The sequence below is a fragment of the Arthrobacter sp. MDT2-34-1 genome (genome assembly GCF_059091365.1).
This window is the reverse complement of the sequence record NZ_JBNHGO010000001.1, coordinates 515,428-538,720: the sequence shown is the minus strand read 5'-3', so window position 1 is coordinate 538,720 and position 23,293 is coordinate 515,428. Positions and strand designations below refer to the sequence as shown.

General features: G+C 66.5%; 23 protein-coding genes and 1 pseudogene. 12 read left to right on the top strand and 12 right to left on the bottom strand.

The window, feature by feature from the left end:
- Positions 1-143 precede the first annotated feature (143 nt).
- Complete coding sequence (locus AC5RVV_RS02505) at positions 144-818, bottom strand: arsenate reductase/protein-tyrosine-phosphatase family protein (RefSeq protein WP_493999857.1); 675 nt, start codon at positions 816-818, stop codon at positions 144-146.
- 46 nt (positions 819-864) lie between these two features.
- Here AC5RVV_RS02505 and AC5RVV_RS02500 point away from each other — a divergent pair, with 46 nt between their 5' ends.
- Together AC5RVV_RS02500 and AC5RVV_RS02495 are read left to right on the top strand one after the other, a co-directional pair.
- The gene (locus AC5RVV_RS02500) at positions 865-1,605 is read left to right on the top strand and encodes an aquaporin (RefSeq protein ID WP_493999856.1); all 741 of its coding nucleotides are present in this window, start codon (positions 865-867) and stop codon (positions 1,603-1,605) included.
- 35 nt (positions 1,606-1,640) lie between these two features.
- Positions 1,641-1,829: pseudogene (locus AC5RVV_RS02495) on the top strand (ArsR/SmtB family transcription factor); the annotation flags it as partial.
- Positions 1,830-1,857: 28 nt separating this feature from the next.
- On the opposite strand, the gene AC5RVV_RS02490 reads toward AC5RVV_RS02495, so the two are convergent.
- The 3 genes from AC5RVV_RS02490 to cmtR are packed head-to-tail and all read right to left on the bottom strand — an operon-like array spanning position 1,858 to position 5,161.
- The gene (locus AC5RVV_RS02490; RefSeq protein ID WP_493999855.1) at positions 1,858-4,113 is read right to left on the bottom strand and encodes a PEP/pyruvate-binding domain-containing protein; all 2,256 of its coding nucleotides are present in this window, start codon (positions 4,111-4,113) and stop codon (positions 1,858-1,860) included.
- 29 nt (positions 4,114-4,142) lie between these two features.
- Complete coding sequence (locus AC5RVV_RS02485) at positions 4,143-4,811, bottom strand: cation efflux transmembrane domain-containing protein (RefSeq protein ID WP_493999854.1); 669 nt, start codon at positions 4,809-4,811, stop codon at positions 4,143-4,145.
- A complete protein-coding gene (gene cmtR / locus AC5RVV_RS02480) occupies positions 4,808-5,161 on the bottom strand; it encodes a Cd(II)/Pb(II)-sensing metalloregulatory transcriptional regulator CmtR (RefSeq protein WP_493999853.1) in 354 nt (117 codons plus the stop codon). The genes AC5RVV_RS02485 and cmtR overlap by 4 nt, the downstream gene beginning before the upstream one ends.
- Before the next feature lie 432 nt (positions 5,162-5,593).
- Between cmtR and AC5RVV_RS02475 the strand changes: the two genes are divergently transcribed.
- A complete protein-coding gene (locus AC5RVV_RS02475) occupies positions 5,594-6,211 on the top strand; it encodes a hypothetical protein (protein ID WP_493999852.1) in 618 nt (205 codons plus the stop codon).
- A 93-nt stretch (positions 6,212-6,304) separates the two neighbouring features.
- Here the strand turns inward: AC5RVV_RS02475 and AC5RVV_RS02470 are convergent, their stop codons facing one another.
- Complete coding sequence (locus tag AC5RVV_RS02470) at positions 6,305-6,673, bottom strand: cupin domain-containing protein (RefSeq protein WP_493999851.1); 369 nt, start codon at positions 6,671-6,673, stop codon at positions 6,305-6,307.
- A 92-nt stretch (positions 6,674-6,765) separates the two neighbouring features.
- Positions 6,766-7,839: a DNA polymerase IV gene (locus tag AC5RVV_RS02465; protein WP_493999850.1), complete on the bottom strand. Its 1,074-nt coding sequence runs from the start codon at positions 7,837-7,839 to the stop codon at positions 6,766-6,768.
- A 252-nt stretch (positions 7,840-8,091) separates the two neighbouring features.
- Here AC5RVV_RS02465 and AC5RVV_RS02460 point away from each other — a divergent pair, with 252 nt between their 5' ends.
- A complete protein-coding gene (locus tag AC5RVV_RS02460) occupies positions 8,092-8,277 on the top strand; it encodes a hypothetical protein (RefSeq protein WP_493999849.1) in 186 nt (61 codons plus the stop codon).
- Positions 8,278-8,334: 57 nt separating this feature from the next.
- Here the strand turns inward: AC5RVV_RS02460 and AC5RVV_RS02455 are convergent, their stop codons facing one another.
- Together AC5RVV_RS02455 and AC5RVV_RS02450 are read right to left on the bottom strand one after the other, a co-directional pair.
- Positions 8,335-8,589: a hypothetical protein gene (locus tag AC5RVV_RS02455; RefSeq protein ID WP_493999848.1), complete on the bottom strand. Its 255-nt coding sequence runs from the start codon at positions 8,587-8,589 to the stop codon at positions 8,335-8,337.
- A gap of 107 nt (positions 8,590-8,696) precedes the next feature.
- Complete coding sequence (locus AC5RVV_RS02450; protein ID WP_493999847.1) at positions 8,697-9,596, bottom strand: ribonuclease Z; 900 nt, start codon at positions 9,594-9,596, stop codon at positions 8,697-8,699.
- 194 nt (positions 9,597-9,790) lie between these two features.
- On the opposite strand from AC5RVV_RS02450, the gene AC5RVV_RS02445 reads away from it, so the two are divergent.
- Entirely contained in the window at positions 9,791-10,396 is a 606-nt protein-coding gene (locus AC5RVV_RS02445) for a DnaJ family domain-containing protein (protein WP_493999846.1), read from the top strand.
- 7 nt (positions 10,397-10,403) lie between these two features.
- Here AC5RVV_RS02445 and AC5RVV_RS02440 read toward each other — a convergent pair whose 3' ends face one another.
- Positions 10,404-11,027, bottom strand: coding sequence for a uridine kinase family protein (locus AC5RVV_RS02440; protein WP_493999845.1), 624 nt, complete (start codon positions 11,025-11,027; stop codon positions 10,404-10,406).
- A 152-nt stretch (positions 11,028-11,179) separates the two neighbouring features.
- Here AC5RVV_RS02440 and AC5RVV_RS02435 point away from each other — a divergent pair, with 152 nt between their 5' ends.
- Together AC5RVV_RS02435 and moaA are read left to right on the top strand one after the other, a co-directional pair.
- Positions 11,180-11,959 (top strand): lipoate--protein ligase family protein, encoded by a 780-nt coding sequence (locus tag AC5RVV_RS02435; protein WP_493999844.1) that lies wholly within the window; start codon positions 11,180-11,182, stop codon positions 11,957-11,959.
- 59 nt (positions 11,960-12,018) lie between these two features.
- Positions 12,019-13,128 (top strand): GTP 3',8-cyclase MoaA, encoded by a 1,110-nt coding sequence (gene moaA, locus AC5RVV_RS02430; RefSeq protein ID WP_493999843.1) that lies wholly within the window; start codon positions 12,019-12,021, stop codon positions 13,126-13,128.
- 141 nt (positions 13,129-13,269) lie between these two features.
- Here the strand turns inward: moaA and AC5RVV_RS02425 are convergent, their stop codons facing one another.
- The 3 genes from AC5RVV_RS02425 to AC5RVV_RS02415 form a co-directional block, all read right to left on the bottom strand.
- Positions 13,270-13,899: an MBL fold metallo-hydrolase gene (locus AC5RVV_RS02425; protein WP_493999842.1), complete on the bottom strand. Its 630-nt coding sequence runs from the start codon at positions 13,897-13,899 to the stop codon at positions 13,270-13,272.
- Positions 13,896-14,984 (bottom strand): S-(hydroxymethyl)mycothiol dehydrogenase, encoded by a 1,089-nt coding sequence (locus tag AC5RVV_RS02420; protein WP_493999841.1) that lies wholly within the window; start codon positions 14,982-14,984, stop codon positions 13,896-13,898. The genes AC5RVV_RS02425 and AC5RVV_RS02420 overlap by 4 nt, the downstream gene beginning before the upstream one ends.
- A 164-nt stretch (positions 14,985-15,148) precedes the next feature.
- Positions 15,149-15,406: a glutaredoxin domain-containing protein gene (locus AC5RVV_RS02415; RefSeq protein ID WP_127512700.1), complete on the bottom strand. Its 258-nt coding sequence runs from the start codon at positions 15,404-15,406 to the stop codon at positions 15,149-15,151.
- 169 nt (positions 15,407-15,575) lie between these two features.
- Between AC5RVV_RS02415 and AC5RVV_RS02410 the strand changes: the two genes are divergently transcribed.
- The 5 genes from AC5RVV_RS02410 to thrS all read left to right on the top strand — a co-directional run bounded on the left by AC5RVV_RS02410 (position 15,576) and on the right by thrS (position 23,291).
- On the top strand, positions 15,576-16,283 hold the full coding sequence (locus AC5RVV_RS02410) for an SOS response-associated peptidase (RefSeq protein WP_493999840.1): 708 nt from the start codon (positions 15,576-15,578) through the stop codon (positions 16,281-16,283).
- A 139-nt stretch (positions 16,284-16,422) separates the two neighbouring features.
- Complete coding sequence (locus AC5RVV_RS02405) at positions 16,423-16,857, top strand: SRPBCC domain-containing protein (RefSeq protein ID WP_493999839.1); 435 nt, start codon at positions 16,423-16,425, stop codon at positions 16,855-16,857.
- Positions 16,858-17,114: 257 nt separating this feature from the next.
- On the top strand, positions 17,115-17,429 hold the full coding sequence (locus tag AC5RVV_RS02400; protein ID WP_493977563.1) for a DUF6504 family protein: 315 nt from the start codon (positions 17,115-17,117) through the stop codon (positions 17,427-17,429).
- Positions 17,430-17,528: 99 nt separating this feature from the next.
- Positions 17,529-21,122, top strand: coding sequence for a DNA polymerase III subunit alpha (locus AC5RVV_RS02395; protein WP_493999838.1), 3,594 nt, complete (start codon positions 17,529-17,531; stop codon positions 21,120-21,122).
- A 156-nt stretch (positions 21,123-21,278) separates the two neighbouring features.
- Entirely contained in the window at positions 21,279-23,291 is a 2,013-nt protein-coding gene (thrS, locus tag AC5RVV_RS02390) for a threonine--tRNA ligase (RefSeq protein ID WP_493999837.1), read from the top strand.
- Positions 23,292-23,293: the final 2 nt, after the last annotated feature.

The following is a 23,293-nucleotide window of genomic DNA, read 5'->3' as shown; positions in this document are numbered from 1 at the left end:
TTCGAACGGTGGTGGTTTTGCTTGGGTGTACAGCCGCTCCATCGCTGCACCGACTCCGCATTGATGCCTGTCGATGTGGGCAGCATCCGGCCCCCATATTGATGATTGTCGATATTTGCAATGCGCTTGTTCTGCCCGGCTGGTCAGGCGGCGCGCAGGCGTGGCGCGAGATCGCTGATGCGGTTGGAGATGTCGAGGAAGGCGTGTTCGAAAGCGTCGTTGGTGTTCGATCGGACGGGGTCCGGAACGGACCAGTGAATTCCTTCCAGGCTCGGCAGTTCCTCGTGCGCGTTGTCGCACACGGTGACGATAAAGTCGTCGCTGGTTGCAACGTCAGTCAGTTGGCGCGGACTTGCGTTCCCGAGATTGACGCCGTGACGTTGCGCGATATCGATGGCCCCCTGGGCGACGCGGTCTGCCGGCTGCGTGCCCGCCGACGTCGCCGGAATTTTACTCACGCGCCGCCATAGGGCAGTCGCCAGCTGAGACCGTGCGCTGTTGCGCGTGCAGACGAAGAGGACGCGGCGCACGCCGTGTTCACGCCGGGGCGACAGCCCCTCCAGCGCCCCGGAGGTGAGTCTGATGTAGCTGCGCCGCTTATCCGCCTCCGAGCGGCGGCGGGTCGCGAGGCCGGCAGCTTCCAAGGTGCGCAGGTGGTGGGACAGCAGGTTGGAGGGGATGCCGAGCTCCGCCTGAAGCTCCGTCGGTGAGTAGTCTCCGAGCGTCAGCAGATCGACAATCCGCAGGCGGGCAGGGTCTGCGAGGGCGGCATGTTTTGCAACTCGCGCCTGAAAGTCCCCGTTTAGCTCAATAGTCATTGATTCAATTTTGACTGAGTTAATTTATTCGGTCAAGCTGGATCTCATGACTTCACACCTGCCGCCCTTGTGGCGCCGCGCTGTCGCCGAGCTGCTCGGTACGGCACTGCTTGTTTGCATCGTCGTCGGCTCGGGCATTGCCGCGCAGCAACTTTCCCCGAACGATGTGGGACTGCAGCTGCTGCAGAACAGCACCGCCACGGTGCTGGGCCTCACGGTTCTGATCCTCATGTTTGGACCGGTCAGCGGCGCTCACTTCAATCCCATGGTGTCGCTCGCGGACTGGCTTCTGGGCAGGCGCAGCCGCACCGGCTTGACCCTTCCGGAATTGGGCACGTATCTGGTGGCGCAGATGGTCGGTGGGATCGGCGGCAGCGTACTCGCCAACGCCATGTTTGAAGTGGGTACGACCGTCTCGACCAAGGATCGAGCAACTTCGGGAACGCTGCTGGGCGAGGTGGTTGCGACGGCCGGGCTCATTCTGCTGATCTTCTCCCTGGCTGCCACTCGAAGGGGTATCCTTGCGGCTCCCGCTGTGGGTGCGTACATTGGCGCGGCGTACTGGTTCACGTCCTCGACGTCTTTCGCCAACCCTGCGGTAACGGTCGGCCGAATCTTCAGCGACACGTTTGCCGGCATCGCTCCGAGCTCCGTCCCCGGATTCGTGTTGGCGCAGATCATCGGTGCGGCATTGGGTATCGGCCTCCTTGTGCTCCTCTTCCCTGCGGCGTCGCGCATGGCCGACGACGTTGTTGTCCCGCACTCTTCCCAGAAGGACGGATCCTGACCCTCAGAGCATGAGTTGCGCGCCCGCCGGAATCGGCCTCCGGCGAATCGTGCGTTTGCGATCTCACCGAACCCTTGGACCTCGGCCAGCCCACCGTCTCCCACCACCTGAAAATCCTGGTGGATGCCGGCCTGCTAAACCGCGAAAAGCGGGGCATCTGGGCCTACTACTCGCTGGCACCCGGAGCCTCGGACAAAGCCGCGGGTATCCTGCCCGACCTCTGAGTGCCACAGTAGCGTGCCCACGGCTGGGTCAGGGGTCCGTCTGAATCGGCAGGACGATGCCGGCACCGCCGTCGACGGTGACGCGTTGTCCTGTCCGAAGCTGGAGGGTCGCGTCTCCCGTTCCGACGACAGCCGGTATGCCGAATTCCCGGGCGACCAGAGAGGCGTGAGCCGCCAGGGTGCCGCCGTCCGTGACGACCGCTGCCGCACGGGCGAAGAGGGGTGTCCACGCGGGCGCCGTCGACTTAGCGACCAGTACCTCACCGTCGAGGAAGGTGTCGAAGTCCTCCGGCCCATGCATGACACGGACGATAGCTGTGATCCGGCCAATGCTCGCCGGCTGGCCTAGGATGGCCCCTTCCGGCAGGTGAGGAGAACTTCTTGCTGCTTCCACTGCGCGGGCGATCGGATCGCCGATGAACTTGCCGGGATCGCCCAAGGTCAGCGGTGCAACGAGTTTCCGCTGCCGTTGCCAAGCGCCGCGTCGGCTGGCCACGGGCGGCCGCGCACCCGCAGACGGTCGGGTGACCTCATCCAACCTCAGGAAATGCAGGTACGATGCGTCTTCGATGATTCGGCTGGCGACCGACAGTTCGCCGAGGCGGCGGGCGCAGCGGCGTAGCACCGGCCAGCCCAGGCTTAGGTCGCGAGACTGTTCTTCCCGCAGAACCGCGTAGTGTTGGGCCACTTCAACGAGGGCATTGAAACGTGCGAGTACTTTTGGTTGATCCTGGAGTGCCTTGCGTGCCGTTGCTTCGGTCTGGGCACGCTGAACGCGAAGAGCTTTGGTCTTCCCGGTAGCCGGCAGTTGTTCAACGCTCCGGTGCTGGGGCATTGCTTCTCCGGCGGTGGGGTGGTACCAGTCCAGGGAGTAGACCGCGTGGGGAACCTGTGCTGGTGCGGTCCCCGCCAGACCGCGAAGGAGCGCCTGATGTCCGGTTTCTCCTGCCGCCGTTCCGTGCAGAGGCGCGGCCAGATGCTTCTGCCAGAACCGGGCGAGTGCGGTTTCCATCTTCCAAGCAGATCCGCCGACGACGGCAAGTGACCAAAGATAGATTCCGGCCCGGCGGCACAGGGCATCCACGAGTTCGACAATCCCGGCTCGGGATGCTGAATCGACCTCCTGTTCAGCTTTCCGCACGAGCTCGCGGTAATCGGGCAGCAGCTGGTTGCGCCACCGCAGTTCCAAGCCATGGAGAACTGCGTGATGCGCTGCGGCAGGATTGGTGGAGACGCGGATGAGAGTGTTGAACAGGAACCAGGGTGCCCGGCCGTGGCTGTCGAAAATTGCTTGTGCGAGAAGCCTTAGCGACGGCACCGGCGGGGAGTTGTAGTACCACCCGTTGACGGAGGCATATCGGAAAGGCACCCGCACGCGGGCGTCGGCCTGCATGCCGTCAAGGTATCCGGACTCAATCCGGGGCAGGAGCCAGTCCTGGAACAGCGGCGTCATCGGTTCCGGCAGCCATTCACCGAGGCGGAAGTTTCGTGACCACAGGCCTTTGCCTGGCGCCACCCAATCGACAACCTCCGGCATGGCCGTCATGGGGCGGGCCTGCAGAAGGAACAGCACGCCCGCCGGGTCGATGGCCCATTCAATGTCCTGCGGGACTCCGGCACGGGCCGCGACATTGCGGGCCAGCTCCGCTACTTCCCGTGCCTGAACTCGAGTGAGGGTGCCGGCGTTCCGCGTACAGACGGCGTCCTGAGCCCGGACAGTCCATTGTTCCCCGACGGCGTCGCCGGCCACGAGGGATTCCCCGAGTCCTTGGACGGCAGTGATGATGGTTTCGTCTCTCTCCCCGGTGAGGGGATTGGAGGTGAATGCGACGCCGGCGGCCAGCGGCTGGACCATCTGTTGAACGAGCACCGCCATGGAAGCGGCCGCCGGTTGTGGCTGACCTGACGCTCCGCGTGCTGACTCATATGCCGCCACCCGATAGTGCGCAGCGGACGCCAGGCAGCGCCTGATTGCACCCTCGAGATCATCCCGTGCGACGTTAAGGTACGTCTCGTAAAGGCCCGCATACGAGGCGCCGGGCAGGTCCTCGGCAGGCGCGGAGGACCTGACCGCAAAGGGCCCCGGACCAATCAGGTCGGCGGCGTCCTGCAAGGCGTTGGCGATGTCGTTCCGGTCGGAGGCCTCTGAGGTAACCACGAAGCCCGGCGGAACATTGAATCCCTCCGCCGAGAGGGCATCGAGCACGGCCGCTTTGGTGCCCAGCACTGCCGGCCCCGCGCTGACTGCACCAAGCCGCGGAAACGTTTCGTTGATCCCCATCATCGGCCTTCTCCATGAGCCCCTCATCCTGGTTATTCTCGGTCTGCTTCTTCGTCGTCGCGGAGTTCTTCGAAGACCTCGAATGGCGACTCGACATCTCCCCTCCATGCCTCGATGCCTTCGCGGACGGCAAGGGCTGCAACCACGAGAGCCGCGATCGAATCTGCCCAGGTCCACCCGAACAAGGTGTTCAGAAGTAGACCAATCAGCACAGTCCCGGACAAGTAGATGCAGAGCAATAGTTGTTTGGCATCTGCCTGAACGCTCTTCGAGTTCAACTCACGCCCGGTCCGGAACTCGAACCACGCGAGCACGGGCATCACGATGAGACTCAGTGAAGCGATACCGATGCCGAGGGGGCTGTGCTCGACCTTTTCAATGCCCGAGAGAGCCAGTACTGCGTCTATGGTGACGTAGGCCGCTAAGGCGAAAAAGGCAATCCCGATTGCGCGGACAGTCACTTTCTCCCAACGTTCGGGATCTTTGCGTGTGAACTGCCAGGCGACCGCTGCCGCGGAGAGAACCTCGATGATGGAATCGAGGCCGAAGCCGATGAGCGCGGCAGACGAAGCCATGGAGCCGGCCCAGATCGCGACAATGGCTTCGATCAGGTTGTACGTGATGGTGGAAGCGACAATGAGTCGCACACGGCGGTGCAGTACTAAACGCCGCTCGGCAGAGAGCGCAGTTGGTGCTGTCATCGGGACCCCTCGCAGCACCCGGGCAGCGGGCATGCAGGGTCGGCGCAGGGTTTGTTTTCGTCCACCATCAGTGTCACTTCAACGAGGGCCCGTAGAGCGTTCGCCAGGTGGGGGTCGGCGATCTCGTACCGGGTTTGCCGACCTTCAGGTTCGGCAATGACGATGCCGCAATCACGAAGGCACGTCAGGTGATTGGAAACATTCGAACGCGTCAAGTTCAGGCTGCGCGCGAGGACGGCAGGGTAGCTTGGCCCCTTGAGCAGGGTCATGAGGATGGATGCTCGGCTTGAATCGGCCATGGCCCGCCCTAGGCGATTCATGACATCCAGCCTCGAAGTTATAGTCAGCATGGACTGACTATACAGTTGTTGCTGAACTATCGCACAACCAAAAGGGGTGCCTCTGCTCGGATGGGCAATAACTCGAAGAATCTGGTGCGGGAAATAACCTTAATTCGGGCATCGACATCGCTTCCGCCCCTAATGCTCACCTTTGGATGTGACGTTATCGCCTGCCTCCTGATATCCCATTCGCAACTGGGAGAAACGGTGCATTTCTTTTTGCACGGTTTTATACACCCTTAATGAGAGAGGGTAGTGGGACTGCGTCAGAACTCGTTGACAGTCGCAGAACCGCAGGCGTAGGTTGACCGCACTGTGCGCCTGGCTGGGGGAGGAACGCAGGGACCGTGGTTCACTCAACGGACCTGTCGCCACTACGGCATCCAACGCATCTCCCTGCAGGATGAGCGAGAAGCCTCCTGCCCGCCCAGGAGCCCCATCATGATCACCAAGAAGACACTGCGCCTGCCCATTTTCATTGCTCTTGCCCTCGCCGCGGGGACCGCGCCGGCCATTGCAACGCCCCAGGAGGAAACCCCCGCCCCTTGGCCGCCCGAGGACACTGGGGGGCACTACCTGCCCGTCCCCGACGATTACTACGCTCCAATAGAGATTGAGGTGTGCGGCACGACCGTCACCCTGGAAGCTGGAGACGTCCGGGATGTCCACTACAAGGCCTGGGTAAAAGAGAACGGGTCAACGGTGGTGAAGTTCCGGGGCGGGTCCACCGTGGACCTGACGCGCGCCTCGGACGATGCCTTCATCGATGAACTCGACGTCTCCGGTCGTATGGTTCAACATTTCTCGGCCGATCGGCTGACCGTCACGGATTCACTCAGGGGTCCCTCGATTATTTACCCCTTAAGCGACGTTGACGCCGCGGCTCTGGCCGAAGAAGGCTTCCCGGAGTTTTTCTATTATGACCGGGGGTGGCTGAGTATTCAGGCCCACCTGTCCGAGGACCCCGAAGAAGAGCCAACATCGGTGGATATCCTGCTGAACACCACGCGGCACGTGCACGATCTGTGCGAAATGCTCGACGAGGCGGCCGGGAAGTAATACGTTCTCCTCCCCGGGCCGGGGAGGAGGAACCGAGGATGGCGCCTTAGAGGGCGTCAGTCGTGCCAGCTGCGGGGACGCGAGGCGGCGCTCTTAGTCCTGTCGCTTGGCGTAGTCACTGTATCCGTGCCAATCAAGGACCACGCACTGCTCATCGCCTACGACCCAGGCATCGTGACCGGGCGGAACCGACATAAGGTCGCCGACAGCGAACTCGTTTTCCTCGCCGTCGTCCATGACGATCTTGAGTCGTCCGGACAACACATAGCCGGTATGGGCCACCTGACAGCTGTCCGTCTTAGCGATGGGTTTCACGTGCTTGGACCACTGCCAACCGGGTTCGAAAACCGCTCGCCCGACGGGGCCTGACTCGAGATTGATCAGATCCAGCTTCCCCTTACCGTCCTCGAAAGGCCGGGTTTCTTCGGGCTCGTCCAGACTCTTGCGGATCATGGGTGACATGAGGGTCTCCTTTGAACCAACCTGCCCTGCACACACAAGTGTGGCAGCACGCCGGGAACAGGGTCAACGCGTGTCGGCATGGCCAGGGGCCGTCACCAACCGCCGCGCGTCGGCGTATGTCCCTGTCGGGCGTCATCGGGCATCGCCATTTCGGCACGCAGGCCCAAGAGCCGGATGGGACGACCCCCTTCGATTCCGGCTGCGAGGTCCAGGGCCCGCGCGAGGATTTCGTTCCGGTCGAATGTCTCGGGAATCTTCCTAGCGTGGGTCTTGGTGAAGAAGGGTGCGTACCGGACCTTCAGCGTCAGCCCGACAACGGGCCGTCCCTCGGCCACAACGTCCTCAAGGACCCGCGCTGTCAGCTCCCTGACGGCGCCGTCGACCTCGGCGGGCTCAGTCAGGTCCCGCTGGAAGGTGGTCTCCCGGCTGTGCCCCCGGGCAACCCACGGGGTGTCGTCCACGACGCTGGCGCCGTCCCCGCGTCCGAGTTCCGCGTACCAGGGCCCCATCTTAGGGCCGAACTCCGGCACCAGCTCTTGGGGGTCGGACGCGGCGAGCTCGGCAACGGTGTTAATGCCGAGCTTGGCCAGCCGGCCCGACACCTTGGTGCCGACGCCCCACAGGTCCTTGGTGGGCCGGCCGCCCATGACGTCAAGCCAGTTCCCGGCGGTGAGACGAAAGACGCCGGCCGGCTTGCCGAAACCGGTGGCGACCTTGGCGCGGACCAGAGTGTCGCCGATGCCCACGCTGCAATGCAGCTGCGTTCGCTCCAGTACGGCGGCCTGCACCTGCCGGGCGTAGGCTTCCGGATTCTCTGTCTCGACGCCGACAAAGGCTTCATCCCAGCCCAGCACCTGCACGGTGGCGCCTGGCTGCGCTCGCAGCGTATTCATCACCGCTTCTGACGCCGCGAGGTACGCCTCGTGATCGACGGGGAGGATGACGGCGTCGGGCACTTTCCGTGCCGCCGTGCGCAAGGGCATTCCGGAACCGACGCCGAACGCCCGGGCTTCGTAGGATGCGGTCGACACCACAGCCCGTTCCGTGGGGTCGCCCCGGCCGCCGACAATGATCGGTTTGCCCGCAAGCTCCGGCCGTCGGAGCACTTCGACCGCAGCGATGAACTGGTCGAGATCGACGTGCAGCACCCACGGGATTCCGCTCACGCCACCAGTCTGCCCTAAACGCCCTTGGCAAGCATCGGCCTGCCACCGGTATGGCCGTCTCCTTGGCCTTCTCCCTTGTCATCGGTTACGGCGCCCCAGCAATCTTCAGCCCGCCCAAAGTCCTCGACGTCATCGTCGAATTGCGATGACGGAGGGCGGACCCTCAGCGTGCATGAATCCGCGCGAAAACGGCCCTTGGCATCCGCCGCTGACCGGAGGACGATTAAAGGACCGACACGAAGGAGGTTCGTGATGTGCTACGCCTCGAATAGGGACTCCCGCTGGGGCTTCCGCAAGGAAGCCGCGACCACGCCGGAAACCCGCCGCGAAGACAAGGACACCGGGCGCGAAACCTGGACGAAGACTGATGACTCCGAAGTGATTGCCTTCCTTGACAAGTCAACAGTGGAAGAGCCAGCCAGCGACCGAACCACGTAGCCGAAACCGTACGGGACATGTGAAGCCCCGCAGTAACTCTGCGGGGCTTCACTGCGCCTACTGGCTCGGCGATTCATCCGGGTCGAAGTCCTCCAGCGGGGCTCCCAACCGGTCGTCCGCCATGCCGCCCTCGAGCGGATCGGACAGGGTTTCGTCCACGGGACGCTCGGAGTCCGTATCGATCCCGGCGTCCACCAGTTCCGGCGGCACCGCGTCGGCGCCCTCATCCGGGATGACTGGGTCTTCACCTTGGACGTTCAGTTCGGGATCCGGCAGGTTCTGTTCGTCCTCCGGGCGGTTCTGCTCGCTCATTGCAGCCTCCTTCGATCGTGATCCACCTTGCGTTGAGATTGCCACCGTAACCCGGACGAGCCCTGAGGGAAACAGGCAGGGCAGCCGGAAAAGCGGCCGGTGCGTGCTTACCGCCCGAAGCCGGACCGCCGGCGTTGCGGAAACGGGATCAGGTCCAGGTCCCGGGCGGCAACCACCTCGGCCCCTCCTGCCCGCGCCCTGGCCTGTTCCTCGAGCGGGGCCAGGTTGGGATAGCGCGAGGAGAAATGGGTCAGCACCAGCGTGCCCACACCGCCGCCGGCGGCGAGTCCGCCGGCCTGACCGGCGGTGAGGTGGCGGTGCCGGACGGCAAGAGCCCCGTCGTCGTCGCTGAAGGTGGACTCGGCCACGAGCAGGTCGGCGCCGTCGGCCAGTTCCTCCGCCCCGGCGCAGACCGCGGTGTCCATTACGAAGGCGAAGCGCTGTCCCGGGCGGGCCACGCTGACATCCTGCAGCCGCACCCCCTTCCAGGTTTCTTCCCGCTGCAGGCGGCCCACGTCGGGGCCGGAAATCCCGGCGGCAGCCAGCCGGTCGGGCAGCAGGGTGCGGCCGTCGGGTTCGACCAGCCGGTAGCCGTAGGCCTCGATCCGGTGGTCCAGGGGTCGCACCTCGAGGCCGTCCGCGATGGCCCCGGCGCCGCCGTGCGGGTGCAGGCGCAGGTCAAGTCCCGGGGAGGCGAGTGAGACCAGGGCCCGGACCACGTCCCCGCCGGAGGCCGGGTAGTGCAGATGAACCGGATGCTCAACGCCGTCCAGGACCATGCGCGAGAGCACGCCGGGCAATCCGTAGCAGTGGTCGCCGTGCACATGCGTCAGACAGATACGCGTGATCCGGCTGGCCGAAACTCCGGCGAGGATCATTTGCCGCTGCGTTCCCTCACCCGGGTCGAACAGCACTCCCTCGCCGTCCCAGCGCAGCAGGTAGCCGTTGTGGTTGCGGCTCCGGGTAGGAACCTGCGAGGCGGTGCCCAGGACGACAAATTCGCGCATGCGGCCGAGTCTGCCATCGCGGATGCGCCGGCGGCCACCGCTGAAGCGCGCCGGCGCGGCCGGACGGGGAACCTGCGATCGGCGCATGAACGACGGCGACGCATTGCTGGCTCGCAACGGGGCTGGGAAAATGTCAGGAAAAGCCCGGTGGCCGAGCATCGGGCCCAAGTCGTACCGGAGGCGGTGTCTGACGAGTGAACAGCAGGGCAGCGGGTGACAACGGCCGGCGGCTGGAACGCGCCGCGGAGCTGCGGGCGTCACGCGAACGCGGGCCGGCCGACGCGGAGGAAGAGGAGCGGGCGGAGGCCGAAGAGGAGAAGCACCGGAAAATCCGGGAGCTGGACACCTCCCGGCGCGCGGACTACCTGATCCGGGATGCCATGGCCCGCGGGGATTTCGATGACCTGAAATACGCCGGAAAACCGATACCCAACCTGGGCAACGGGTATGACCCCGACTGGTGGCTTAAGGGGCTGATCGAGCGCGAGAACCTTACGGGGCTGGGCCCCGAAGCCCTGCTGCTGCGGACCGAGGACGCCGAGCTGGACGGACGCCTGGACCAGCAGATCTCTGACCGGCGGGTGCGCGAAATCCTGGAGGACTTCAACGCCCGGGTGGTCAACGCGCGGCGACAGTTACAGGGCGGCCCGCCGGTGATCACCAAGACCCGGGACGTGGAGTATGAACTGGAACGCTGGCGGGAACGCCGGGCGGCCAGGGCGGCCGCGGCGGCACGCGAGGAACCGGAGCCCGAGCCCAAGCGGCCATGGTGGCGCCGGATGTGGGACGTGACCGAATAGCCGGGCGCTACTTCCGCTGGGCGGCCGGTGTCCGGCGCAGGGCGGCCAGCTCCCTCTTCACCTGCCGCTTGGCGACAGGGCGAAATCCCGCCGCCACATAACGGTCGCGCACGGCGCGCTCGGAACGGAAGATTGCCCAGCCCCGCTTGAGCAGGAACGGCAGTGGCTTGCGGTGCTCCCGCAGGTCGCGCACCAGGCGGCGCACCGCCGTCGTGATGGGGGAGACCCTTATGAAGATGGGGTCAACCTCCGCCCCGAGGCCGCGCAGCCGACCGAGCACGGCGTCGGCGAAGATCCCCTCGGCAATTACCGGCCCCTCCGCGAGTTCCACGGTGCGGTGCCCGCTGTAGCTGGAGGTGGCGATGGAGTAGTTGGGGATCCGGGTGCTGCCAGTCTCCAGCAGGTCCATTATGGCGCCGGCCGCGGCGCCGCTGTTCCAGGTGTCGGCATGGTCCCAGTCGATTTCCCCGTACGGGGTGAGCGGCATGGGGGACGCGCCGGTGTGCTCGCTGATCTCCCGGTAAAACGCGTCGAGCTCCACATGCGGACGGCCGAACCGCGCTGCCAGGTAGGACTTACCGGAGCCGGAGACGCCGCCGAGCAGCACGAGCGGTGTTTGGGGAGAAGTCACATGGCTATTATTCCGTGTCCGGCACGGTGGCAAGGTCCCCGAATGCCCGGACCCGGAACGGACGGCACTTTATGGCCCCGGGCCGTAAAATGGCAGGGGCATCCGCCGCGACCGGCGGCGCGGATCAGCAAGTTCAGGAAGCAGGCGACATTTTGGAGCACTCAGCGCAGGGCCCTGGCGGGCTCGACTGGGTCCGCCAGCCGGAGTCGTTCGGCGCGGAGGCGGACCTGCAGTTTGGACTGGAACTGCTGGCCGCGGCCAAGCAGGGACGGCTCGGCGCTACCGTGCGCCTGTACCGTCCGGCACCCACGGTGGCGTTCGGGCAGCGGGACGCTCATCTGCCCGGCTTTCAGGAGGCGGCCCGCCGCTGCCGCGAACGTGGATTCGAACCGCTGGTGCGCAAGGCGGGCGGCCGCGCGGCCGCATACCACGAAGGCTGCCTGGTGCTGGACCATGTGGAGCCGCTGGCCGATGCCATTGCCGGCGCGAAAAAGCGTTTCGGCCGGTTCGGGGAGCTCATCGCCGGCGGCTTGCGGGCCACCGGGCTGGAGGCAGGCGTGGGCGAAATCCCCGGGGAGTATTGCCCGGGCGAGTTCAGCATCCACGGCGCGTACCCGGTCGAGCCCCAGCGCCGGATCAAGCTGGTGGGCACCGCGCAGCGGGTCGTCGCCGGTGCCTGGCTGTTTTCCTCCGTCGTGGTGGTCGAGGATGCGGCGCCGCTGCGCGAGGTGCTCACGGCCAGTTATGACGCACTCGGCCTGGACTGGGATCCGGCAACGGCCGGCGCGGCCGAGGACCTGCTGCCCGGCCTCGGCGTGGACTCGGTGGAGCGGGCGCTGCGCACGGCGTACGCCGGCTACGCCGACGTGGCGGAGGGGTCTTTTGCCGACCTGCTGGCCCGCGTGCAGGTCCCGGAACCGGCCCCGTTGTAGTCGACGCCCGGCCCGCCTAGTCTGGAGGGGACTTCGAGTCCCGGCAGCGGAGGCACACCATGGACGGGCCAGCGCAGCACGGTCCGGATACCCTCGACGACGCACTGGGCCGGCCCCTGCGGGATCTGCGGATCTCCGTCACCGACCGGTGCAACTTCCGCTGCGTCTACTGCATGCCCAGGGAAGTATTCGGCCGCGACTTCGTGTTCCTGCCCAAGGACCAGCTGCTGACCTTCGACGAAATCGTCCGGGTGGCCCGGATCGCCGCCGCCGAAGGGGTGGAAAAGCTGCGGCTGACCGGCGGCGAACCGCTGCTGCGGCGGGGAATCGAGGACCTGGTCACCGGGCTGGCCGGGCTCCGCACGCCCGAAGGCCGTCCGCTGGACCTGGCGATGACGACCAACGGCTCGGCGTTGGCCCGCAAGGCCGAGGCGCTCAAGGCGGCCGGGCTGTCCCGGGTGACCGTCTCGCTGGATTCGGTTGACGACGCCACCTTCCGCGCGATGAACGACGTCGACTATCCCGTCGCCGCGGTGCTGGAGGCCATCGAGGCCGCGGCCGCGGTCGGGCTGGGCCCGGTCAAGGTCAACATGGTGGTCAAGCGCGGCCAGAACGACGGCGGCGTCCCGGCCATGGCGCGCCACTTCCACGGCACGCCCCACATCGTCCGGTTCATCGAATACATGGATGTGGGCACGACCAACGGCTGGAACCTGGCGCAGGTCGTCCCGTCGGCCGAGATCGTGCGGCGGATCGATGCCGACCTGCCGCTGGAACCGCTGGCCCCCCGGTACCCCGGCGAGACGGCCACACGCTTCAGATACCGCGACGGCGGCGGCGAAATCGGGACCATCTCCAGCGTCACGCAGGCGTTCTGCCACGGCTGCACCCGCGCCCGGCTGAGCACCGACGGGAAGCTTTTCACCTGCCTGTTCGGCACCGGCGGGACGGATCTGCGCGCCCTGCTGCGCGGCGGCGCGGACGACGGCGAACTGACGCGCGTGCTCTCCGGCGTCTGGCGGGGCCGCTCGGACCGCTACTCGGAACTGCGCAGCGCCGAGACCGCGGGCGTGGCCGCCGGAAACGGGACCGGTCGGGCGCCGCGCGAGGCGCCCCCGGCCACCGGCTGGCCAGGGCAAAGGGTCGAGATGCACTACATCGGCGGCTGATCGGACGGCCGCACCGCAGCCGCGCGTGGAACCGATGGCGCCACCGCCGGCAAGCCGGATCCGGCCCCGGACAGCACACCGCCCGCACCCGAACCGGAATACGGTCGGACGCGGGCGGTGCGGGACTGGGCCCGGACTTACTCAGTGGCCGCGGGCAATCCACTCGTCGAGCTGCGGCGCTTCGGCGCCGATGCTGGTGGAATCGCCGTGACCGGTCTTCACCGTGGTCTCGGGCGGCAGCGTCAGCAGCCTGCCCTTGATCGACTCGATGATCGTTTCGAAGCTGGAATAGCTGCGGCCGGTGGCTCCCGGACCGCCGTTGAACAACGTGTCCCCGCTGAACAGCACGTTCTGCGATGCCAGGTGGAAGCAGACCGATCCGGGGGAGTGGCCCGGAGTGTGGATGGCCTGCAGCCGCGCTCCCGCGATCTCGAAGGTGTCGCCGTCCTCGATTGCGTGGTCGGGTGCGCTGTCCGGGAAGACCGCGTCCCAGAGCATCCGGTCGGCGTCGTGCAGGTAAACAGGTGCCTTCACCAGGTCCCGGAATGCACCGACGGCGCGGATGTGGTCGTCGTGACCGTGCGTGAGCAGGATGGCCTTCACGCTCCGGGAGCCGACGGCGTTGGCAATGGCCTGCGGATCATGTGCCGGATCGATGACGATGACCTCGGTGGCATCGCCGACGATCCACACATTGTTGTCCACGTCCCAGGTGCCGCCGTCCAGCGAGAACGTGCCCGAGGTGACCAGGTTTTCGATTGCGGCGCTCATGCGACCTCCACCACCGAACGCAGCACCTTGCCCTCGTGCATCTTGTCGAACGCGGCCTCAACCTCGTCGAGCTTGATCCGCTCGGTGACGAAGGCGTCCAGGTCCAGGTTGCCCTGCTTGTAGTGGCTGACCAGCATCGGGAAGTCGCGGGACGGCAGGCAATCGCCGTACCAGGAGGACTTCAGCGAGCCGCCGCGACCGAACACGTCCAGCAGCGGCAGTTCGATCTTCATGTCCGGCGTCGGGACTCCCACCAGGACCACGCGCCCGGCCAGGTCGCGGGCGTAGAACGCCTGCTTGTAGGTTTCCGGACGTCCGACCGCTTCAATCACGACGTCGGCGCCGTTGCCGCCGGTGAGCGCCCGGATGGCCTCCACCGGGTCCTGTTGCTTCGAGTTGATCCCGTGCGTGGCACCCAGCGACTTGGCCAGCTCCACCTTGTTGTCATCGATGTCGACGGCGATGATCGTGGTGGCGCCGGCCAGCTTTGCGCCGGCGATGGCGGCGATGCCCACGCCGCCGCAGCCGATCACGGCCACGGATTCGCCGCGCTTGACCTCGCCGGTGTTGATCGCCGCGCCGATGCCGGCCATGACGCCGCAGCCGAGCAGTCCGACCGCCGCCGGGTCGACGTCGTCGTCCACCTTGGTGCACTGGCCGGCGGCCACCAGGGTCTTCTCGGCAAAGGCACCGATGCCCAGGGCGGGGGAGAGCTCGGTGCCGTCCTCGAGGGTCATCTTCTGGGTGGCGTTGTGCGTGTTGAAGCAGTACTGGGCTTCACCGCGCCGGCAGGCCCGGCACTCGCCGCACACTGCGCGCCAGTTCAGGATGACGCGGTCGCCGGGCTCAAGATCGGTCACGTCGGGGCCGACGGCGCTGACCACGCCGGTGGCTTCGTGGCCGAGCAGGAACGGGAAGTCGTCGTTGATCCCGCCCTGCTTGTAGTGCAGATCGGTATGGCAGACGCCGCAGGTGAGGATGTCCACCAGCGCCTCGCCCGGGCCCGGATCGGGAACCAGGATGGTTTCGATGGAGACCGGAGCATTCTTTTCCAGGGCCACTACTGCCCGAACCTTGTGAACCATGCGGGAGTGATTCCTTCCTAGCGAAGTCTGGCGAGGCCGTCGTCGGCCGTCCTGCCCCATCCTAGGAACAAAACAGGGGCGCCACAATTTCCAAAACGATTGTTATGGAAACTGCGGCGCCCCGTGGCCTGCGGTCCGGATTCCGCCGGTGGAGCCTGCCGCTGCTAGACGCCCAGGCGTTCCTTGACCAGGGAGAGCGGCGGGTTCGTGGCGCTGCTGCCATCCGGGAAGAGCAGGGTGGGAACCGTCTGGTTTCCGTCGTTGAGCTTCTCGACGAGCTCCGCGGTGCCGGGGACCTCTTCGATATTAATCTCGGTGTAGCCGATGCCCTGCGCATCGAACTGGGTCTTCAGGCGGCGGCAGTACCCGCACCAGGTGGTGGAGAACATGGTGACGGTTCCGGCAGCAGGTGTGTAATCCAAGATGGCTCCTTCTGGTCTGAAAGCTTGTGTACATGTCAACGTCTCACCGGGCGCGGTCATTCCCGGCGCCGGCCGCGGCGGCTGCCGGGCGGGGAGTACCGCCGGGGTGCGAGGCCGTTTAAGGGCCGCGCGCCGGGCTTCCGCCGCGCGGCTGGACCATAATGGAGGCATGTGCGGCAGATACGTCATGGCCCGGAGCACCGGCGACCTCGTGGCTTCCTTCGACGTCGATGAGTCCTATGTCGAAGAGATCCAGCCTTCCTACAACGTGGCTCCGACCGACAAGGTCCCCTTGATCATCGACCGCAAGCAGGCCGACGGCGAGGGAGTGTCCAGGAAACTCATCCTGGCCCGGTGGGGCCTCGTGCCGCCGTGGGCCAAGGACCCCCGCTCCGGCGCCCGCCTGATCAACGCGCGGATGGAGACCGTGACGGAGAAACCCTCGTTCCGCAAGGCGGCGGCCAGGAAGCGCGGATTGCTTGTTGCCGACGGGTATTTCGAATGGCAGAAGACCGAGGGCGGCAAGATCCCGACCTACCTGCACGGCGAAGGCGACGAGGCGCTGGCTTTCGCGGCTTTGTTCGAGAACTGGCCCGACCCGGCCCTGCCCGAAGACCACCCGGAGAAGTGGCTGCGCACCTGCACCATCATCACCACCCAGGCGGCCGATGCGCTCGGGCATATCCACGACCGGACACCGCTGATCGTTCCACCCGGCCTCTATGCGGACTGGCTGGATCCGGAAACAACATCCGAGGCCGACGTGCGGCAGCTGCTGGAGGCCATGCCCGAACCGCATCTTGTCCCGCGGCGGGTCAGTTCGAAGGTCAACAACGTGCGCAACAACGGGCCCGACCTCATCGACGAGGCAGCATGAGCGCCGCCGGGCGCCCCGGAATCGGGATCGTTCCCTGAGCGGCATCCCCGCAGCCATTGTGCGCCGGCCCCGGCTGCCGGAAGCTGGGATGGAGTAACCGCGCCCGCGCCGCCACGGCGGGAACCAGGGGAGGAAGCCAATGTCCGGACGGTACGTGGCCAGTTCGACGGCGACCATTGCGGCGCCGCCGGACCGTGTCTGGTCCGTGATCACGGACCCCGAGGCCATCAGGGGATTCATGTTCGGCACCGAGGTGCAGACCGATTGGAGCGTTGGCGGGCCCATCCGATGGCGGGGCGAGTGGGAGGGCGAGGCGTACGAGGACAAGGGCCAGGTGCTGGAGTTCGAACCCGGACGGCGGCTGGTCGTCACCCACTTCAGCCCGCTGTCCGGCCGGGAGGACGTGCCCGAGAACTACCACCGTCTCGTCTGGACGCTGGAGGAAGTTCCGGGCGGCACGGAGTTCACGCTGTCGCAGGACAACAACGAGACCGCCGAGGCGGCGGAACACTCCAAGCTGATGTGGGACAAGCTGGTCCACGACGTGAAGTACCTCGCCGAGCACGACGGCTAGGCTCCTTGGCCGCCGCACGGCGCGCGCCTGGCCGTCCTACTGCAGTAGGCAGTGCTGCTGCGCTTGGCCGCCGTACGCTGCACGCTGAGCCGACGTCGGCGGGCGGCCCGATTTTGTCAGTGCCCGAACCTAGGCTTGATCTTGGATTCGAATACATATTCGAATAGAATAAGAGGGTCAAGTTCTTCGGCGGGCGTGTTGGCAGGGGCGCTCGCCAGGGATTATGACCCGTTGTCCAGATGAAAGGCGACTGGGACATGGGTGTTTTCAGCGAAGCAGTTGACGTTGTGTGTTCCCCTGCCGGACAGCCGCTCCGGCTGCGCTGGCAGGGCAGGAGCTACCGCATCGTCGCGGAACCGGTGCGTTGGTACGAACGCCGCAAATGGTGGGCGGAGGAACTGCGTGCGGAACGGGGCCGGGGCGCGGGACTGGTGGACCATGAGATCTGGCGGGTGCAGGCGCGGCTGAATGGCCGGTCGCAGATCCGCACCTTGGACCTTTCCCATCAGGTGGACACCGGACGCTGGCGCCTGATCCGCGTCCATGATGCCGTCCGGGAGCTGAGCGCCTGACCGCGCCACGGTTCCCGCCGGCCTTTCTGTCAGCCCCCGGTTCGCCCCGGCAGTCCGCCGGATGCCGATCCCGAGACCCGACCGTTGTTTGGAATGTCCATGAGCTTTACCCACCTGCACGTATCCACGGCGTACAGTGCCCACTACGGTGTCTCCTGGCCGGAGGAACTGGCCGCAGCGGCCGCTTCCTTCGGAGCCGACGCCTTGGCCTGCACCGACCGGGACGGTCTCTACGGCACGGTCAAGCACCTGAAGGCATGCCTGGCGACGGGGATGGATCCGATAGTCGGCGTGGACCTGGCCGTCCAAGACGGCGGCGGCCGGGACACCGGACGCGTTGTGGTGCTGGCCCATGGAGGGAACCAGGGCAGCGGCTACCATGCGCTCTGCCGCCTGGTCTCGGAAGCCCACGCCGGCACGGCTGCCCGCGGGCGTTCCGCCAGCCGCCGGACGCCCGGCGTGACGGTGGATCAACTCGCCCGGCATGCGGGCACCTCGGACGGCGGACCGGCCCTGACGGTGCTGGTGGGTCCTTTTTCCGACGTCGGACAGGCGCTGCGCCGCCGCAGCTACGCCGAAGCCCGCCGGCTGGCCGGACGCTGGCGCAGCGGACTGCCGGCCGGGGCGCTCGCAGTGGAAATCGTCTCCCACCTGAGTGCCCCGGGGGAGAACCTCAGTACCGCCCACGCGGTGCGGATGCTTAACCTGGCCGGGGAGTTGAATCTTCCCGCAGTGCTGACCAACGCCGTGCGCTACTGCGAAGAGGACGGCGCCGCCACTGCAGATGTGCTGGACTCGGCGAGGGCGCTGACAGCCTTGTCCAAGCTGCCGGATCTGCAGCCGAGCGCCCAGGGCTGGTTGAAATCCCCCGACCGGATGCAGGCCCTGGCGCGGGAAATCGTGCAGGCAGCCGGCGGCGGAAGCAAGGACGTCATCCGCCTGCTGGCCACGACGGAAGCGGTGGCCGACCGGTGCCGCATGGATCCTTACCGGGACATGGGGTTCAAGCGCCCGGTGGTCCCCGAAGCCTCCGTCATCGGGATCGACGGGGATCCCGTGGCCGAGCTGGTCCAGCGCTGCGAAACCGGCATCGCCGAACGGTTTGGCGGAATGTCCGGACGGGCGGAAAAGGAACTGCGGGACCGGCTGGCCCATGAGCTGGGCATCATCTCGCGGCTGGGCTTCGCCTCCTACTTCCTGACGGTGGCCGAAGTGTCGCGCATGATCACCGGGATGGGCGTGCGCGCCGCGGCCCGGGGGTCGGGTGCCTCGAGCCTGGTGAACTATCTGCTCTACATCAGCCACGTGAACCCCCTGGACCACGGGCTGATCTTCGAGCGCTTCCTCTCCCAGGACCGTTCCACCCTGCCGGACATCGACATCGATGTGGAAAGTGCAGAGCGGCACAACGTCTACCAAAAAATCTTCGACCGTTTCGGCAGCCAGCGGGTCACCCTGATGAGCATGCAGAACGGTTACCGTGCCCGCGGGGCGGTCCGCGACGCCGGCTTGGCGCTGGGCCTGCCGGAGGAGGAGATTTCGGGCATCGCCAAACAGCTCTGGCGGTTCTCCGCGCGCCAGTTCCGTGAGGCGATGGCGGAGAAGCCGGAGCTGCGCGCGTTTTCCGCGCAGGTGGAGCAGAACCAGCAGCTGGACCTGCTGGTGGATTTGACCGAACGGCTGGACCGGCTGCCCCGGCATATCTCCATGCACCCCTGCGGCGTGATCCTGGGCGACAGCTCGCTGTTGGACCGCACCCCTACCCAGCCAAGCGGGCTGGGTCTGCCGATGAGCCAGTTCGACAAACACGACATGGACCCGATGGGCATGCTCAAGCTGGACGTGCTGGGCGTGCGGATGCAGAGTTCCATCGCCTACGCGCTCAAGGAAATAGCCCGCATCCATCCGGGCAAGGACGCCGTGACGGCAGCGGGCCGGCATCCGGTGGGCGAGGACGGAACCGGGCCCGACTACATTGCCGCGGACGGGACCATCAACCTGGAACAGGTCCCGCTGGACGACGAGCCGACCTATGAGCTGATCCGCAGCACCCACACCCTGGGATGCTTCCAGATCGAATCGCCGGGCCAGCGCGAGCTGGTGGGCAAGATGGCTCCGCGGGACTTCAACGACCTGATTATCGACATTTCGCTGTTCCGGCCGGGGCCGATGCAATCGGATATGGTCCGGCCGTTTTTGGAACACCGCCATGGCTGGGCGCCGGAGCGCTTCCCGCACCCCGATTTGATTCCGGTCCTCAAGGAAACCCACGGCGTCACGATCTTCCACGAACAGGTCCTGCGGACCTTCGACGTATTCACCGGTTGCGGACTGGCCAAGGCGGATGAATTCCGCCGGCTGCTGGGCAACGAGGAAGCCGAACCCGCGGTGGAGGAATACTTCCGCAGCGCCTCGCTGGACCGGGGGTATCCGCCGGAGGTGGTCGAGACGGTGTGGGGCACGCTGAAGTCCTTCGGCAGCTTTGGCTTCTGCAAAGCCCACGGGGCCGCCTTCGCGGTGCCCACCTACCAGACGGCCTGGCTGAAGGCCCACCACCCCGAGGCGTTCCTGGCCGGGTTGTGGCAGCACGATCCGGGAATGTACCCGCTGCGCCTGCTGGTGGCCGAAGCGCGGCGGCTGGGCATCCCGATCCTGCCGCTGGACATCAACCGCAGCACCGACCGCTACCAGGTGGAACGCGTTCCCTCCGGCAGCGGCGAAAAGCTGGGGATCCGGCTGAGCCTGACCGGCATCTACGGGCTCTCGGCGGCCGAGCTCAAACGCATCGTCGCCGGCCAGCCGTACGAATCGCTGGCCGACCTGCGCGCGCGGGCCAAGGTCGGCAAACCAGCGCTCAAACGCCTGGCCCAGCTGGGCGCCTTCGACGAACTGAACCGCAGGACCGGCCAACGCGGCGGCCGGGCGGCCAGCCGGACGGATCTGGTCTACCATCTGGACCAGCCGGACACCCGCCCGGTTCCCCAGCGCTACCAGCCCACCGAGGGCCAGCTGTCCCTGCCGCTGGGGGACCTGGAGCTGCGCCATCTGGTTCCGGTCTTCCCGGAACCGACCACGGTGGACAAGGTGCGCACCGAACTGGATCTGCTCTCGATCGACGCCAGCTCCCACCTGATGGAGAGCTACGCTCCGCTGCTGGCCCAACTCGGAGTCACCCAGGCCAAGGACCTGCTGCAGATGCGCAACGGGAGCGAAGTAATGGTGGCCGGCATCCGTGTGGCCACCCAGACACCGCCCATGCGCGGCGGCCGTCGGGTGGTTTTCATCAGCGTGGACGACGGCACCGGCTGCGTGGACGCCACCTTCTTCCAGGAAGCCCAGGAACGATCCGGCCCGTTGCTGTTCGGCACCGAGATGCTGCTCATCCGCGGCCTCACCCGGCGGACCGGCCCCAGGGGAATCGGGCTTCAGGCGCTGGAGGCGTGGGACCTTTCGGACACCGCCAGCCTGCCGCTGTCGGGGCACCCTGTTCCTTCCGGGGCCGCTGCAGGACGGGGGCCGGCAACACCGGCGGCAGGACGAGGGCCGGCAACACCGGCGGCCGGCAGGACCGCCGCCCGCCAGGAAAAGCCTGGAACTGGCGAACTTGCCCGCCGCATGGCAGCCGAAGGACTGGATCACCGCGTTCCGGCCGGGTCCTGGCTGGCCGGTAGCCACGGGAACCGGGCAGGATGATGCGCGGCCAGAAGCGGCTCGCCGGCCCCAGCGGGCGCGCAGCCCCGCCGCGGCGGTGTTGGTCGGGCTTCGCGTCAGCGGATACGATCGTAGAGGCTTGCAGCGCCCAAGTATGTCGCTGCAGTAACGGCTTACATCCACCATAAGGAGACCTCTGTGTCAGCGCCCCAGAACATCACCCTCATCGTCGACGGCGAAGAGAACCAGGTGACCGAGGGCACGACGGGAGCCGACCTTTACGGCGCCCGGCGGGAGGTCGTCGTCGTCCGCGTCGACGGCGAACTGAAGGACCTGGACCAGCCGATCCCGGCCGGGGCCAAGGTCGAAGCCGTGACTATCGACTCTCCCGACGGGCTCAACGTGCTGCGCCACTCCACCGCGCACGTCATGGCCCAGGCGGTCCAGCAGCTGCGGAAGGACTCCAAGCTCGGGATCGGCCCGTACATCACCGACGGTTTCTACTTCGACTTCGACGTCGATGAGCCCTTCACCCCGGAGGACCTGAAGCAGCTGGAGAAGATGATGCTCAAGATCGTCAACTCCAACCAGCGCTTCGTCCGCCGCACCGTCTCCGAGACCGAAGCGCTCGCCGAGATGGCGGGGGAGCCGTACAAGGAAGAGCTGATCGGGCTCAAGGGCCACTCCGACGAGGCCGGCGAGGGCGCCAGCATCGAAGTGGGCGCCGGCGAACTGACCATCTACGACAACGTGGACGCCAAGAGCGGCGAAGTGGTCTGGAAGGACCTCTGCCGCGGGCCGCACCTGCCCAACACCAAGCTGATTTCCAACGCCTATGCGCTGACCCGCTCGGCCGCCGCCTACTGGCGGGGCAACGAAAAGAACAAGCAGCTGCAGCGCATCTACGGCACCGCCTGGCCCACCAAGGAAGACCTGAAGGCCTATCAGGAGCGGCTGGCCGAGGCAGAGCGCCGCGACCACCGCCGGGTGGGCGCCGAACTGGACCTGTTCTCCTTCCCGGATGAACTCGGCTCCGGCCTGCCCGTCTTCCACCCGAAGGGCGGCATCGTCCGCAAGGCGATGGAGGACTACTCGCGGCAGCGGCACACCGAGGCGGGCTACGAGTTCGTCTACACCCCGCACATCACCAAGAGCAACCTGTACGAGGTCTCCGGCCACCTGGACTGGTACCGGGACGGGATGTTCCCTCCCATGCATGTGGACGAGACCCGCGACCCCGAAACCAACGAGGTCGTCAAGCCCGGCCAGGACTACTACCTGAAGCCGATGAACTGCCCGATGCACAACCTGATTTTCCGCTCGCGCGGCCGGTCCTACCGCGAGCTGCCGCTCCGGATGTTCGAATTCGGCTCCGTCTACCGCTACGAAAAGTCCGGCGTAGTCCACGGCCTGACCCGAGTGCGCGGCATGACCCAGGACGACGCCCATATCTACTGCACCCGCGAGCAGATGAAGGACGAGCTGACCACCACGCTCAACTTCGTGCTGGACCTGCTCAAGGACTACGGGCTCGACGACTTCTTCCTGGAGCTCTCCACCAAGGACCCGGAGAAGTACGTGGGCGCCGATGAGGTCTGGGACGAGGCCACCCGCACCCTGGCCGAGGTCGCCGAGGCATCCGGCCTGGAACTGGTGCCGGACCCGGGCGGAGCGGCCTTCTACGGCCCCAAGATTTCGGTACAGGCCCGCGACGCGATCGGCCGCAGCTGGCAGATGTCCACCATCCAGCTGGACTTCAACCTGCCCGAACGGTTCGAACTCGAATACCAGGCAGCCGACGGCAGCCGCCAGCGCCCGGTCATGATCCACCGCGCCCTGTTCGGGTCGGTAGAGCGCTTCATGGGCCTGCTGATCGAACATTACGCCGGCGCCTTCCCGGCGTGGCTCGCCCCGGTCCAGGTGGTCGGCATCCCGGTGGCGGAGGCGTTCAACGACTACATGCTGGAGATCGTGGCCAAGCTGCGCGCTCAGGGCATCCGCGCCGAGGCCGACCTGGGTTCGGACCGCTTCCCGAAGAAGATCCGGACCGCCAGCAAGGACAAGGTTCCGTTCGTGCTGATCGCAGGCGGCGAGGACGCCGAGGCCGGAGCCGTCTCCTTCCGCTTCCGCGACGGCAGCCAGGACAACGGCATCCCGGTGGACGAGGCCGTGTCCCGGATCGTGCAGGCCGCCGCCAGGCGCGGCAACTGACG

Bases quoted from the DNA above. Each gene is read 5' to 3' on its own strand.
- AC5RVV_RS02410 (WP_493999840.1), top strand. From the start codon at position 15,576: ATGTGCGGCAGATACGTCATGGCCCGGAGCACCGGCGACCTCGTGGCT.
- AC5RVV_RS02425 (WP_493999842.1), bottom strand. From the start codon at position 13,899: ATGAGCGCCGCAATCGAAAACCTGGTCACCTCGGGCACGTTCTCGCTG.
- AC5RVV_RS02500 (WP_493999856.1), top strand. From the start codon at position 865: ATGACTTCACACCTGCCGCCCTTGTGGCGCCGCGCTGTCGCCGAGCTG.
- AC5RVV_RS02455 (WP_493999848.1), bottom strand. From the start codon at position 8,589: ATGAGCGAGCAGAACCGCCCGGAGGACGAACAGAACCTGCCGGATCCC.
- AC5RVV_RS02400 (WP_493977563.1), top strand. From the start codon at position 17,115: ATGGGTGTTTTCAGCGAAGCAGTTGACGTTGTGTGTTCCCCTGCCGGA.
- AC5RVV_RS02460 (WP_493999849.1), top strand. From the start codon at position 8,092: ATGTGCTACGCCTCGAATAGGGACTCCCGCTGGGGCTTCCGCAAGGAA.
- AC5RVV_RS02485 (WP_493999854.1), bottom strand. From the start codon at position 4,811: ATGACAGCACCAACTGCGCTCTCTGCCGAGCGGCGTTTAGTACTGCAC.
- cmtR (WP_493999853.1), bottom strand. From the start codon at position 5,161: ATGCTGACTATAACTTCGAGGCTGGATGTCATGAATCGCCTAGGGCGG.
- AC5RVV_RS02395 (WP_493999838.1), top strand. From the start codon at position 17,529: ATGAGCTTTACCCACCTGCACGTATCCACGGCGTACAGTGCCCACTAC.
- AC5RVV_RS02470 (WP_493999851.1), bottom strand. From the start codon at position 6,673: ATGTCACCCATGATCCGCAAGAGTCTGGACGAGCCCGAAGAAACCCGG.
- AC5RVV_RS02420 (WP_493999841.1), bottom strand. From the start codon at position 14,984: ATGGTTCACAAGGTTCGGGCAGTAGTGGCCCTGGAAAAGAATGCTCCG.
- AC5RVV_RS02405 (WP_493999839.1), top strand. From the start codon at position 16,423: ATGTCCGGACGGTACGTGGCCAGTTCGACGGCGACCATTGCGGCGCCG.
- moaA (WP_493999843.1), top strand. From the start codon at position 12,019: ATGGACGGGCCAGCGCAGCACGGTCCGGATACCCTCGACGACGCACTG.
- AC5RVV_RS02505 (WP_493999857.1), bottom strand. From the start codon at position 818: ATGACTATTGAGCTAAACGGGGACTTTCAGGCGCGAGTTGCAAAACAT.
- AC5RVV_RS02450 (WP_493999847.1), bottom strand. From the start codon at position 9,596: ATGCGCGAATTTGTCGTCCTGGGCACCGCCTCGCAGGTTCCTACCCGG.
- AC5RVV_RS02475 (WP_493999852.1), top strand. From the start codon at position 5,594: ATGATCACCAAGAAGACACTGCGCCTGCCCATTTTCATTGCTCTTGCC.
- AC5RVV_RS02490 (WP_493999855.1), bottom strand. From the start codon at position 4,113: ATGATGGGGATCAACGAAACGTTTCCGCGGCTTGGTGCAGTCAGCGCG.